10 protein-coding genes are annotated in these 14,538 nt (G+C 47.3%); all 10 read right to left on the bottom strand.

Annotated features, from left to right (window positions below):
• Positions 1 to 8: 8 nt before the first annotated feature.
• The 10 genes from BC351_RS31635 to BC351_RS31680 all read right to left on the bottom strand — a co-directional run bounded on the left by BC351_RS31635 (position 9) and on the right by BC351_RS31680 (position 14,523).
• Entirely contained in the window at positions 9 to 983 is a 975-nt protein-coding gene (locus BC351_RS31635; RefSeq protein ID WP_341866035.1) for an ABC transporter permease, read from the bottom strand.
• 450 nt (positions 984 to 1,433) lie between these two features.
• Positions 1,434 to 3,245, bottom strand: a complete 1,812-nt coding sequence (locus tag BC351_RS31640; protein ID WP_244209242.1) for a sensor histidine kinase — start codon at positions 3,243 to 3,245, stop codon at positions 1,434 to 1,436.
• Positions 3,245 to 4,270 carry a response regulator transcription factor gene (locus BC351_RS31645; RefSeq protein WP_079418581.1) on the bottom strand — a complete coding sequence of 342 codons (1,026 nt, stop codon included), beginning with the start codon at positions 4,268 to 4,270 and terminating at the stop codon, positions 3,245 to 3,247. The genes BC351_RS31640 and BC351_RS31645 overlap by 1 nt, the downstream gene beginning before the upstream one ends.
• A 154-nt stretch (positions 4,271 to 4,424) precedes the next feature.
• Positions 4,425 to 5,294: a carbohydrate ABC transporter permease gene (locus BC351_RS31650; RefSeq protein ID WP_244209243.1), complete on the bottom strand. Its 870-nt coding sequence runs from the start codon at positions 5,292 to 5,294 to the stop codon at positions 4,425 to 4,427.
• A gap of 24 nt (positions 5,295 to 5,318) precedes the next feature.
• Entirely contained in the window at positions 5,319 to 6,275 is a 957-nt protein-coding gene (locus tag BC351_RS31655; RefSeq protein ID WP_079418583.1) for an ABC transporter permease, read from the bottom strand.
• A gap of 15 nt (positions 6,276 to 6,290) precedes the next feature.
• Positions 6,291 to 8,096 (bottom strand): sensor histidine kinase, encoded by a 1,806-nt coding sequence (locus BC351_RS31660; protein ID WP_079418585.1) that lies wholly within the window; start codon positions 8,094 to 8,096, stop codon positions 6,291 to 6,293.
• A complete protein-coding gene (locus tag BC351_RS31665; RefSeq protein ID WP_079418587.1) occupies positions 8,093 to 9,109 on the bottom strand; it encodes a response regulator transcription factor in 1,017 nt (338 codons plus the stop codon). The genes BC351_RS31660 and BC351_RS31665 overlap by 4 nt, the downstream gene beginning before the upstream one ends.
• Before the next feature lie 140 nt (positions 9,110 to 9,249).
• Positions 9,250 to 11,610, bottom strand: coding sequence for a glycoside hydrolase family 95 protein (locus tag BC351_RS31670; protein ID WP_079418589.1), 2,361 nt, complete (start codon positions 11,608 to 11,610; stop codon positions 9,250 to 9,252).
• A 24-nt stretch (positions 11,611 to 11,634) separates the two neighbouring features.
• Positions 11,635 to 13,197: a type 2 periplasmic-binding domain-containing protein gene (locus tag BC351_RS31675; RefSeq protein ID WP_079418591.1), complete on the bottom strand. Its 1,563-nt coding sequence runs from the start codon at positions 13,195 to 13,197 to the stop codon at positions 11,635 to 11,637.
• Between the two features lie 141 nt (positions 13,198 to 13,338).
• Positions 13,339 to 14,523, bottom strand: a complete 1,185-nt coding sequence (locus tag BC351_RS31680) for an alpha/beta hydrolase family protein (RefSeq protein WP_079418593.1) — start codon at positions 14,521 to 14,523, stop codon at positions 13,339 to 13,341.
• Positions 14,524 to 14,538: the final 15 nt, after the last annotated feature.

A 14,538-nucleotide genomic window follows, 5' to 3' on the forward strand; every position in this document is an offset into this window, starting at 1 on the left:
GCACCTCTTTACCACAGGCTTGTTTGCCCTAATTTTTTGGCGACTTTATTCACCGTGAACAGCAAGATTAAATTGATTACCGAGGTGAACAACCCGATCGCCGAAGCATATGAATACTTAATTCCTGTCGAGAGAAGGCCAACCTTATACACGTAAGTGTCGATGACTTCGGAAGTACTTACATTTAATGGATTTTGCATCAACAATACCTTCTCAAAGCCAACATCCATCATATTGCCTACATTCATAATCAATAATATCGTTGCAACCGGAATAATGCCGGGAATGTCCACATGCCACATTCTTTGAACTTTCGTCGCCCCATCCATGACCGCTGCTTCATGCAGCGAGGGATCTATGCCAGCCAAGGCGGCTAAATAAATGATACAACCGAATCCCACGTTCTGCCAAATGCCGGACCAGACATACAAGGATTTAAAGTGGTCCGGATTGCCGAAAAAGTCAATTTTGTCAAATCCAATTTGCGCCAAAAGCATATTTACGATCCCTGTTTTAGGATCCAACAGCTGCATAATAATACCGATCATGACGACCATGGAAATAAAGTGCGGTGCATACGTAATCATCTGCACAGACTTTTTCATGAACGGGCGGTTCACATAATTCAAACAAAGCGCCAGTAGGATGGGGAATGGGAACCCTGCTAACAAGCCATAGAAGCTAAGGCCAAGCGTGTTCTTAATAACCTTCCAGAATTCATAGGAGTTAAAAAAGTTTCTGAAATGCTTTAGTCCCACCCAATCACTGCCGAAAAACCCTTTATGAGGCACATAATCCTGAAAGGCAATAACCGCCCCATACATGGGTATGTATTTGAATATTATAATGTAAAGAATAGGCAGCAAGCATAATAAGTACAGCTGTGGAACTTTTCTCATATTGCGAAACAGCTGAACCATGACACTTGTTTTATGTTTGCGCTCGTTTCGAGCTTGGCTGACCGTTTTACTGACAATTTCCAAGCGAAGCCTCCTCCTCTCATTTGTTAGTTTCATCATAGTTTTTTGAGGGACGGCGAGCATACTAGTTTTTTAAGCACCTATTCAACTAATTTATGATACTCCCCTGACCAAATGGAACTATGATCCTCTATTTGACTCAGAATCGACTATTTACCGCTGAAAGGGAACTATTGCCCTTATTCCACCTCCCTAGGGTAAAATTCAAGTAAATTAGCTGAAATAGCGTACCGTAGTTCCGTCTGACTAACCAAATGGCTAATTTCATGATGAATAAGGGAACCCAGTTCCCTTTGGGGTTCATTCGGGGTTCATTCGCGGCTCGAACCCTTTCGATTCGGCTGCATTCACCGGGGTTCATTCAGGCTCACCTATCCAACATAAAAAAAAGAGAATACAAGGATTACGTGCAGAAATGCAGCGTTCCCTGAATTCTCTAATAGGTCTTCTATATTAAGGAGAGAAGCCGATGTCTCCGGTCTTATCCGGCATTCGTAAGGTAATTTTCGTACCTGGTTCGCCCTCATTATTCGTAATGGATAAGCCATAGTTCTCACCGAATACGATTTGAATACGGCTGTGCACGTTCACGAGGCCAATCCCTCCCTCTCGCTCCTTGCGCTCAGGAAATGGCGAATGAAGATGCTGCTTCATCAGCTTGGTCCGAAGCTCCTTGAGCGTGTCCGGCGTTATGCCGCAGCCATTGTCCGTGACGGTCACAACGAAGTCCTCGTTCTCCGTATAGGCATCGATGCGAATCCGATGATAACTTTCGATCCCCTCCGGGAAGGCATGCTTGAATATATTCTCCACTAATGGCTGCAAGGTCAGCCTGACCATTTTCTTTAATAGCAGTTCTGGAGGAATCAGTACCTCCAACTCAAAAGGATGGCCCAAGCGATAATCCATAATCGTCATAAATTGCAGAACATGCTTCAGTTCATTCGCGACGGTAATTTCCTCTAGATCAGCCCGAATCGAATAGCGCAGCATGTAAGAAAGCGATCGGACAATCTCTTTAATCTCCTGAGAATCCTGTACAACCGCATAGCAAACAATCGTTTCCAAGGTATTGTAGAGAAAATGCGGATTGATCTGCAGCTGCAGCGCCTGGAATTCAGCGGCTTGCCTTTTCAGCTGATACTCCTTATTCTTCAGCTCTTCCGCATATACCTGTTCCATCAGCTCCTGCAGCCTCGACACCATCATATTATAGCTGACAATGAGACGATCCATCTCGTCTGTCCGCCCGCTAATCGCAACATGTGTCCAGTCGCCTTTCTCTGTTCGGCGCATGCCGCTTTCCAGCTTTTTGATGGGCTGAACGATCGACCTCCCGAATCGGTAAGCGAGAATTAAAGCAAGGACCAATGCAAACGCACAGGTGATGAGCGTTGTCTTTCTAATGTTCTTAACCGGAGCTTTAAGCTCGTTAAGCGGCATAGAAGCAACAAGCGTCCAGCCGGAGTAGTTGGACCTTTGATTGAAATGTACCCGTTCGATACCATCCGTATAGGTAAAAATGCGATTCTGATTTTCCTTCAGCTTCGTCAACAGCCCTTCATTCAGCTGCTTTCCAATCATTTCGGCTTTCGGATGGTACACGATTTTGCCGTTGTCATTCACGATATAGAAATAACCGGTCTCTCCCAGCCGTATTCCCTTCCACAAGGTTGTAAGCTCTTCGATATTCAACTCAATGCCAACAATGCCTTTGAACACCTTCGACGTTTGACGATCCGAAATTTTGCGGGTAACCGCCAGCTTGCCGTCCAGAAAGCTCCAGTCCATAATCGTCAATTTGCCGTCGTTATTCGTCATCTTCTTAAGAACATCCAGCTTGTCTTGAAAGACCGACTGGTTAAAGTCGATCACATCCGTATTATGGTCATAGATGCTTAAACCGTTATAGCCAATTAAATAGACCATACTGATTTCTGGATTGTTAATAAAAAGAGGCTGAATCACCTTTTCCTTGATCGGGCGAATCGCCAAAAAATACGAGACAAAGTTGTTTTTGTCCGTATTTAGAAATTCCTTGACATTCGTCGACGTGAGCATGGACAACGTGGCGCGATCATACTTTTTCAAATACATATCCGTATGATTCATGGCGTTATCCACGATTTGCGTCAGGAGCTCATTGGTTTGTTTATCTACTTCTTTGGACGACTGGACGTAAAGGACGAAGCCGACGATGGAAGAAGATATCACAATCACAATTACGAAATAAGCGAACATTCTAGCCGCCAAGCTGGATCTCATTATTTGATCCCCAGCATGCAGCGGTATTCGCTTGGCGAGCAGCCTGTCATTTTTTTGAAAATCTTCGTGAAATACGGGTAGTTTTGATACCCAATGGTCACTCCGACATCAACGACCTTGTAATGCGGCATTTCGAGCAGCCGTTTGGCCATCTCGATCCGTTTTTTCATCCGATATTGCACAAAGGTTTCGTTCGTCATTTTCTTAAACATATAGCTGAAATAAGTAGGCGCAAGCCCCATCTTCTCGGCTACTTCCTCAAGACTCAGCTCCTCGGATATATGCAAATCAATATACGCCTTGGCTTCCTCAAACAGACTTTTTTGATTGCCGCCACGCCACAGGAACAGCTGATGATACAGGCTCACTAATTCCTGCTCCAAGTATTCAATGGCACTTTCAATGCTGTTCAGCTGCGTTAAGGGAGCACTCGTCGTAAAAGTAACCATACCGTGTGCGTTCAGCTTCTTCACTACAATTTTCAGACCATCGGCAATAATGCGTTCCAATTGTTCAACCTGAATACCCTTGGTCAAATCCCCTTTCTTCCAAACGTCCATAAGGCCATGCAGCGCCTCCAAATCAGCGGACCAGATCGTCGACTCAACGCGCTCGAGCCACTCCTCCACCTGGAAAAATGAGATCGGCTGAGCTTGGTCCTGCTCCAATAGAAGTTTGTTCAGCACAGGGTACAGCTCATGTTCGGTAAGCGGTTTCAAAAGGTATTCCTTCACACCGTAGGTCAAACACTTCTGTGCATAGGTGAATTCATCATAGCCGGAAATAACCACGATAGGAACGTTAATATTCAGCTCCTGGATTTGTCTGCACAGGGCTAAGCCGTCCATCTTCGGCATCCGAATATCGGTCAGAATCATATCTGGGCGCTGCTTGCTGAGATGCTCGAGCGCTTCAACCCCATTGGCCACGACGACTGGGCGAAACAATGGATTGCACTGTCTAACCAGCTTAGCCAGACCCATTCGAACCATCGGTTCGTCATCAACAATGAGGATATGTTTCATTCCGTATGCACTCCTTTTGACTATCGTCTCTCCCGCACGCGCTGTTTGGCAATCGGCTAGAGGTAATCTTATTTTAAAGTATAACCTCAAACGACTTGATATGATTATGTTTATTTAAGATGCTATTTGTTTTTTTACTGTTTTTGGTGCAAATCTATGATTTGATGGAGCCCACCATCATGCCTTTCATAAAGTGCTTCTGAAGAAACGGATATACGAGCAGGATCGGGATCGTCGCCACCACAATCACCGCCATTTTCAACCCCTCTGGGGAGACAAGCAGTTGGAGATCTGAAGTGACATCCGAGGAGCCCATATTATCCGTGATGACAATTTCGCGGAGCCTGACTTGCAGCGTGATTAGCGATCTTTTGTCAATATAATAAATGGCTTGAGCATACATATTCCAATTCGCTACAGCGTACATAATGCCCATTGTCGCCATGACCGGCCTCGATAAAGGAAGCACAACGTTCCAGATGATCCGGAACTCTCCACATCCATCGATACGGGCGGAGTCCAGCAATTCCTGCGGGAGATTAAGAAAGAAGGAACGCATGACGAATAGATTAAATGCGCTAATGACAGTTGGGATCATCAGCACCCATAATGTGTTCAGCATATGCAGATTTTTCAGCAGCAAATAATTCGGAATGAGCGGTGCGTGAAAGATCATGGTGATCAGGATGTAAATCAGCGCGGGTTTCCGAAACAAATACTCTTGGCGAGAAAGCGGATAGGCTAAGCTGGCCGTCACCGCTAGGTTCATCAGCGTGCCAAACACGGTAATCGTCAAACTATTGCGGAAAGCCATCCACATCGTCGCATCTTTCACGATCATGTGATAATTCTCCAACGTGAATCCGACCGGCCACAGGCCGACAGTTCGACGATTGATAGCTACCGCATCACTGAAGGATAACGCGATGACATGCAACAGCGGCAGCACCATGGTAAGTCCAATCAGAAACAATAACAGCAGATTAAAGTACTGAAACGCTTGCTGGCTCTTTGTTGTAATCACGTAACTCACCTCCTGTGGAACAACTTAGTATAATCCTTCTCCGGTCGTTTTCCGGCTCAGCATGTTGCCTGACATAAGTAAAACCAAACCAACAAGTGATTTGAAAAGTCCAATCGCTGTCGTAAAGCTATATTGATGATCCATTAAGCCTGCTCTATACACATAGGTGTCCAGAATTTCGCCATTTTCACTGTTCAGCGGGTTTAAGAACAGAAATACTCGCTCGAAGCCGAAATCCAGAAAATGCCCGATATGCAGCAAAAGTAAAATGGTGATCGTCGGAAGAATCGAGGGGATCGTAATGGAGAGAACTTGACGGAAGCGTCCTGCCCCGTCCATTTCGGCTGCTTCATACAAATCCGGATTAATGCCTGCAATCGCAGCAAGATAAATAATCGTGCCCCATCCGCTATCCTTCCATATCCCGGTTCCAATCAGAATGGAACGGATGTAGCTGTTCTCGCCTAAGAAATAAATGGATTCTAAATGGAACCGCTCAAGAACTTGATTGATCAGACCCGTAGATGGGGATAGAAGCCCCATGATAATGCCGCCAACGATGACCCACGAAAGGAAATGAGGCATATAAATGACGGTCTGCAGGACTCGTTTATAGCGATTTATCCGAATCTCATTCAAAAGCAGAGCAAGCACAATAGGGATTGGAAAGGCGAAGATGAGATCATATAAGCCAATGAGCATCGTATTTTTTAAAATATTCAGAAACTCCGGGTAAGCAAATAAACGCTTGAAATGAACCAAGCCTACCCAAGGACTCCCGGTTACACCTTTAAAAATATTGTAATTCTGAAAAGCAATGGCAGAGCCGAACAAAGGTATATACTTAAAAATGGCAAAGTAAAGCAGCCCAGGAATGGATACTACATACAATGGCCAGTATTTCTGGATAATTGCCCGCTGCGAGCGTATATTCGCCAATCGATACTGTCGTTGTCCGGCAGAAATCGTTTTCGATGCCATCTATTTTTTCCTCCTTCATTTTTTGGGCATCATCATAATTAATTTGGTCCCTTGATTAATCTGGCTCTGGATCTTCAAGCCATACTGCTCCCCAAATACCATTTGGATTCTGCGATGCACATTGATGATGCCAATGCCGCCTATCTCTCTGTCAGACTCGTTCTCATGCTCGGCAAGCCGGTTCTGCCGAAGCCTCTCGCGCAGCTCTTGCAGCCTATCTTCCTGAATGCCCGCACCGTTGTCTTCAATACTGATCCAGAACATCGCATCCTCCTCGCCTGCATGAATGCGGATATAATGGTAGTCCTCCAGCCCATCCGGGAAAGCATGCTGAAACGTATTCTCCACCAAGGGCTGCAGCGTCAATCTGACCATGTTATGAAGCAAATAGGAGGGATCTATCGCGACATCAATATCGAATTCCCTTCCGATCCGATGCTTCATCACAACCAGATAATGCAAGACATGCTTAAGCTCATTGGCAACTGTAATTTCTTCCAGATGCGTCTGAACAGAATAACGAAGCATATAGGCCAAAGCCTTGACGATTTCCGTTATTTCCTTACTATCTTTAATGACCGCATAACAAACGATCGTCTCCAGCGTGTTATACAAAAAGTGGGGATTAATCTGAAGCTGCAGCGACTGAAGCTCAGCCTTCTGTCTCTCTATTCTGCTCGCTTGATCTCTTAATTCCGCTTGATACACTTCATCCACAAGCTCCGCTAGTCGACTAACCATGAGATTATAGCGGCTAATCAGCTCCACAATTTCATCCCTATGATTCGGCACAGGCAGGATTGCCCAATTGCCCTTTTCCGTTTCGCGCATAGCGCTTTTCAGCCTGCGAATCGGATCAGTAATCGTTTTCCCGAAACGGATGGCCAGCCACAAAGCAAGAACAAGCGTAAAGCCTCCAACAATCATGGTTGTCGTCCGAATCGTATCCGCAGGCTTGCGCAAGTCATCCACAGACAAGGACACAACAAGCCGCCAGTTGCCATAATTGGATTTCCGGCTCATAAAGACACGCGATTTCCCGTCCATTTTAGCTGTAAAAGCATCGTTTCCCGCTTCAAGCACTTGACGTTGAATGGATTCCGGCATAGCCTCGCCCAGGCGATTGGCATCTGGATGATAGACATAGTTGCCTTGCCCGTCGGCAATGAAGAAGTAGCCATCGCTTTCCAAATCGATGCCCTTCCAAAGCTCGGACAGCTCGGCAGCACGCAGCTCTATAGAAAGAATTCCTTTGGGCTCTGTGGAAGAAAGTCCCCGAATGCGCCTGACAAGCGTCAGCATCGCATGCTCTTGCCCTGGTATAATGCTATAATTCAGCACATTCAAGCTGCCGGTCGTTGTCGTATTGGCTTGATAGAAGGCCAACTGCTGTCCAATCTGCTCCTTCGTAAACGACTCCGCGGTAATTCCGTTATACATATACATCGCATTCCCATTGAAACTTAACAGGAAGATATCGGATATTTCCGGACTTCGGATGAACAGCGGGTCGATACTCACTTCTTTGATCAATTTGCGCAGCTCATAATAGGGATATCCATTTTCGCCTTCCGGCAGATCAATGAACCGTTTAATATCGTTGCTGTTGAGCAGTGAGACCATCAAGCGTTCGTAAGCTTTCAGGTATAGATCCGTATGATGGACTGCATTGCCCACAACTTGCGTCAACTGCTTGTCAACCAATTGGTCCAATTGCCTTGAGGACGCCTTGTAGGAAAAGTAGCCTACGCTTGTCAACGAAATCAGAATAACGACCAAATAAGAAAGAAACAATTTCTGCGAAACGTTGCGATTTTTCATTTGATGCCCATCGAAGCACGATATTCCGAGGGAGACATCCCGAAGATTTTCTTAAAGGTTTTGGCAAAATGAGGATAATCCTCATACCCAACCTCAGACGCAATATCCACTGTTTTCTTATGGGGAATCGATAGCAGGTCCTTCGCCTTTTCCATCCTTTTGTTGATCCGGTAGCTGATGAACGTCTCGCCTGTCATTTTTCTGAACAACGTACTGAAATAAGTCGGTGTAATCCCGACCCTGTCCGCAACCTCCGACAAAGTAACTTCGACAGATAAGCGGGTATCAATATAGACCCGTGCTTCTTCCATGGGGTCCTTATAATTGCCTCGTCTTACAAATAAAATATTATCGATGACCGCCTTCATCCGACATTCAAACGACTGAAATAAATCTGCTTGCGTAGGCGCATGCAGAGGGTCCAGCAGCTCAGGAATCAGCGCACGCTGTTTCTCCTGAAAGCTTTTACTGACCATAAGCAGCACTTCATTCAAGAGGTATTTCAGCTGTTGAACGGGCAAGTGGCCGCAATTCGCCTTCCACTCCGTCATGAGATCAGCAATCTCGTCCGTCTGAAGATTCCACAAGCTCTCTTCCAGCCGCTCTACCCACGCGACCAAACGAGAAACCGGAATAAGTCCTTGTGACTGCGTCCTTAGAATCTGGTCCAGCATTTCGTGAATATCCGGCGGGGTAACCGGTTTTAACAAATAATGCTTAACCCCGTAAGACAGACATTTTTGTGCATAGTCAAAATCGTTGTAACCGGAGATCACAACTTTCATCAAATAGGGATGACTCTCATGAAGAATCCGGCAAAGCTCCAAACCATCCATTTTCGGCATACGGATATCAGTAATAAGCAGATCTGGCTCCATCTGTTGGATGCGATCCAGCGCTTCAACCCCATTGACAGCCAATTCGATCGCTTGGAAAGATTGTGTATACTGCTGTGCCATTTTCATCAATCCGCTTCGAATCATCGGCTCGTCATCGACAATGAGCAACCGCATGGAGCCAAGCACCACCTTTCAAACCTTACGGAGATATGTTCAACTGTTCTACACCGAACCGTCAACTTCCTTCATCCTAAAAAAAGGAAGCGTTATCAGCGAATCGGAATGAACAGGATATCGTCCGTTTACTATAGCTGTCATAAGCTTTCGGTCCTCAGCTTAAGCGTCAGATGGAGCGGAGCTTCTGTAAGTGAAAGACTATGGAAATCGGCGGGATTTTCAGCAGTGGAGATCACGTTTTCTGGCAAAATAAGCACTATTTGCTTATTGCCCTGAATCGAACGAAGTGTAAGTTCCAGCCTGCCTTCGGGCAGATCCCAGTCCATCGTACACGTGATGCCTCCCCGTGCCAAGAGAGGGCCCGCTTTCCCTTTCGTCCAGCGAGTTGGCCGCGCCGGCCAAATATGAAGCTCGCCCGGCACTGCAAAGAGCAGCATTTCCTGTACCGCTGCTGTCCATCCCATGTTCGCATCCAACTGAACAGGTGCCCAGTCCATGTCCACGCCGATGCCCATGCCTCGCCAATCATTATGCAGAGTGATCAGATTGTTCATCACACACGAGCGGCTCAAGATCTCCAAGCATTCGAGCGCCGCATCTCCCCTGCCCATACGCGCATAGTTGTTTGCCATGTGCGCAAGCGACCAGCCGGACTGCTGCTTAAGGCCAATGACCAAACGTTTCTCGATCGATCTGATGAACGCATCGAACAGAACTGGATCACTTGAACGCGTTACCTCCGTTCCGGGAAACACGGGATACACATGTGATTCATGACGATGATGATCATTGTCTTCAAAGAAGGGATGCATCCATTCCTTCACAGCCCCATCTGCGCTGATCTGATAAGGCGGAATGCGGCTCAGCATTTCTCTCCATGCCGGAATCTCGTCTGTGTACACTTCGGCCAAGCTCGCACCTTGGATGAGATTGGTCAGAAGCTCCTTCGCAATAGCAAAATCCATGGTCGCATTCATCGTAGTGCCCATCGACGTTGTGGGACCTTGCCAATAATTGCCCGGTGTATTTTCCGGCGAATTGGATGGCGAACTAACCCACATGCCTTCTTCATCCAAGGTGAAAAAGTCCTTATAGAACAAAGCGGCCTCACGCATGAACGGCAGCGCCCGATTTCGCAGGAAATCCATATCGCCGGTATGCAAATAATAATCATAGTAATGCTGACTAACCCACCCTGCTCCCCCGGTCCAATGAATAATATGCGGAGAAGTATGCTTAAGCAGTCCCGAGTCAGGCGTACTGGGCGCAGGTATGAAGATCCCTCTGCACCCGTACAACTGCTTGGCATTCAGGCGAAAATCCGGCATTTTGCTTTCCATATAGTTAAAGACGGCTAGCAGCAGCTCAGGCATATTGCCAGAGAGCGCCTGCCAATACATCATTTGAAGATTCTCATTGACCATGTGGAAGGCCCAGACAGCATCATAATCGCCGCACCATAAGCCGTACAAATGGCATGGCTGACCATCTGCCCGCGAACTGGAGATGAGCAAATACCGGCCATATGCCCACATCTTCTCCATGAGCGCATCCGGCGCATCCCCTTGATAGGCCTTAAGGAGCAGCTCCTCATTGGACAGCTCTCGCCCCTCAGCAGCCAAATCAAATTCCATCGCCCGGAACAAAAGCCCGTGCTCGGCTGCATGCTCAGCAAGCAATGCCTCATAGCTGTCAGCCATAGACGCTATTTCTTCATCCAGCCTGCGCCATTCCTGCACGCGATCCCCGCGAGCAAACAGCTTGATCCTAACCAGCACAGCGTCCGCTTCTTTGATCGTCAAGCCGTCCTGACTATCGGTTTGACCGCCTGTTGTAATGATGCGGGCGACAGCACCGAAATCGCTGCCATCTGTTTGTTGCGCCGCATAATAGATGGTATCTCCCGTGCACAGCATTTCTTCATTCTCCGGAAACACGATGCCGGGCTTGCGAAAGTCCCGTTTATCATGAAGCTGCAGACGAAGCTCCGCCTCTATGGCTTGAGGCCCCTGCTTGCGAATCTCGAGGACTACGGCATCCGCTGGACGGGAAACGAACAGCCTTCTTCCATACCTCGTCTCCCCGTCTCTCCAAACGACGGAAACTTCTCCCGTCTCCATCTGAAGTGTCCGCTTGTAATCGCGGAAAGCTTGGCGCAAAGGCATCCGAATCTTGAGATCGCCTAGAGGCAGCGGAGAAGCGAGCTTGGCGCTGTATCCCTGTTCCTGCAATGACGCTGACAGCAGCTTATCGGCTTCTGGAGCAAGACCCTTGTTCAGGAGACGGCGCACTTCCGGCAGAGAAGCACTGACATCCGGCAGCGGGGAGGTTACGCCCCCCCACCATAGCTCCTCATGGTTGAGCAGGATCGTCTCCTCATGCACACCTCCGTAGACGGCAGCTCCGATTCTCCCGTTGCCGGAAGGCAAAGCCTCCCTCCATAAAGAACGCCACCAAGAAGCAGGGTAATTCATGGAGATGAGATGTTTCGTGTTCATGGAATGGATTACCTCCTTGCGATCTTACGAGCGATTCTCCGAAACAATAACGCCATTTCCTTTTTTATAGCGCTCCGTCGCTTCTTTAATCATCTCGTTTCCGCCTTTATTCTTATATTCTTCAATGACCTTCGGCCAGTCTGCGATCTGTTCCTTGCCATAAATCATTTTGATCATATGATCGATAATAAGTTTAGGACCTACATCATCACCTTGAGGGGCGATATCCGGATACCTGGAGAATGTTTCAAGTGCCGGGACGAAACGGACCGAACCCAAGCCTTCTTTGGAAACAATCGTGTCCAAAGCTTGCATCATATCACGGCCTTCCGGTGTCAGCTCTTCTTTGGCTTTGTTGTATTTCGCATCATGAACAAACCAGAACATCCCTCTGAATCCATCTTCGTCAATATCCTCAGGCTTCGTAGGAGGCGTAAATTTCACCTGATTGTTCTCCATCGTGTACGTGTCCCCTTCGATACCAAAGGAGAAATATCTCTCTGCTTCCGGTGTCGTCATCCATTCGAAGAAACGAATGATTTGGATCGCTTTCTCCTTGGATACTTTGCTGTTGATGTAGTAGGACGTATTAATGCTCGAATACAGCAAGTGGCCACCTCGATTCTCTGGCCCGCGAGGAGAAGGAATAATGTCAATTTTGGCAGCAGGAACCGCCGTTTTAACTTTATTGCGGTAATTAGACAGACCTTGTGCGTTGGCTGACCACATCCCGGCTTTGCCGGATTCGATATTTTTACCATAGTCCGTCGATGAAATTGAAGCGAAATCCTTCGGAATCAAGCCTTCATCGAACATCGTTTTATAGCTTTGAAGAGCCTTGGTCATATTCTCGACATCAAAAAATTTCGGTACAACCTGTTCGCCTTGAACCTCAAATTGAGACGGCAGAACATCAAATGACCCCAGAATGGTATCGGCATATTTAAAGTTTTCCCGCAGCTGATAGGGATTCTCAACGCCCAGTTTTTTGAAGGCACGCATCACATTCAAGAATTCATCTACCGTTTTGGGCGCTGCCAGACCGGTTTGGGCCAGCAGATCAGAACGAATAAATGTGGCGCGTCGAGATGGATTGGATAACCACGATGGAATGCCATATACTTTGCCATTGTAGCTTGTTTCTTGCCAAGCCTCTTTCGGTACCGCTTTCATAATATTCGGTGCGTACTCCTTGAGCAGATCATCCAGCGGCATGAACACGCCCGCTTCAACGGAACCTGACATTCCCTTCGTGGTAGCGCCTCCAACATTTTGCACAACATCGGGAATTTCATTGGAAGCAAACATCAGCGACATTTTGGCGTCGAAATCCTTGAGCGGTATCATTTTGAAATCCAGATCTGTATTGGACAGTTCCTCCAGCTTCATAACCCATTTCTCTTTATTTACGTCCGCAGATTTCTCCGCATATTTATTGCCTGATGTCGTAACCGACATGGAAAACTTCAGCTTTTCTTTAGCCTTCGCCGTTTCGCCTTTCTTCTGATCCGCAACCCCTGAACTGCATCCCGCGATGATACTGACCGCCAAGACACCGATTCCTACCTTACCCCATAACGGATTCATCGAGCCCACCTCTTATTCAAAATTTGACAAGCAAAGCTTGTTACCCCATCTTAAACGCCACACAAGTTAAGTGATATGTATTTTCTTACACTTTGCTTGTGTTTACTTTCAAAATGGGGTGAACATCTCCACCGTTCAAGGCTACATATGCGTGAGTATTTGAATTGGCGTACTCACTACATTGCCTCGCTCATCCGTCACTTGAATGAAATAGGCTGCTGCTGTATCTGCTAGCGTCGCATGAATTTCATTAGCTGCCAGCTCCAGCTGTGCATCCTTGAAAGACCACTCGACTTTAAACCAGTCAGCTATATCGGCAGCATAACAGCATACCGCTTTCACAATCGGAGCATCAGAGGAAAAAACAACTTTCACGTTCAATCCACTCCTCTCTGGGAGCGAAAGCTGGGGCAGCGATGGCCCTGCCTTGGTGATGTGATCCGCGAACTGGTAAATTTCTTGCGGCTGCCATGCAGCAGAATGTGAATGTCTGAGTCCAAACTGTATGCTGAGATTCGTAGGACTGACTCCCTGCTGCGCTGCCAAATAAGATTTACTGAATAGCTGCAGCGGAAAGTGCGGATCATGACTCCCATTCACCCACAGCATCGGCATCGAAATCCGCTGGAAATAGGATGAGGGGTCCCACAGATGCTTCGTCCTTTGTCGATCCTCAGGCGGCATATCTGCGAAGCTCTTCCCATATTGATTCCCTGCTTCGTACAAATATCCGCAGCCATATACAGGAATTGCGAACGCGAAACGATCATCCACGCCAGCAACAAGGCTCGTGACGATCCCGCCCCACGAAATGCCGTGAACCCCTATCCGCTCCGCGTCCACCTGATCCAAAGCGCGCAAAAGAGAATGCGCCTGAATGACATCCGCAGCGGCATGATACATCCATTGATCTTCCACTGGAAGCTCATAGTCTTTGAACTCCCCTTGGCGGGCCGGACCGCTCCATGCGTGTCCTGGCCGCATACCCTCACTGTTTTTAACGGTACCGATATGGCCCTCCAGATCCATGGCAATAGCTGCATACCCCTTATCCATCCAGATGCGAACCCACTCTTTGAAAGCTGTTCCCCCGCCTCCATGAACAAGGACAATACCAGGAACCTTAACCTCAGAGCTTGACTCTGGGATCCCATAATAAGCAAAAACACGCGTTGAATTTCCTTGGTAAGGCAATCCTTCATAATAAATTGCTTTAATTTCGTCCTCATCGAATTCAGGCGCGGAATACACAGGTCCTGCCTGATAAAGGGCCTCAAGATCCCATGGCACAGATTGGTTGGGCAAGTTGACATCTTTTGTTCCCATTGTCTACATCCTTTC

It is taken from the genome of Paenibacillus ferrarius (assembly GCF_002027705.1).
Classification (GTDB): domain Bacteria; phylum Bacillota; class Bacilli; order Paenibacillales; family NBRC-103111; genus Paenibacillus_E; species Paenibacillus_E ferrarius.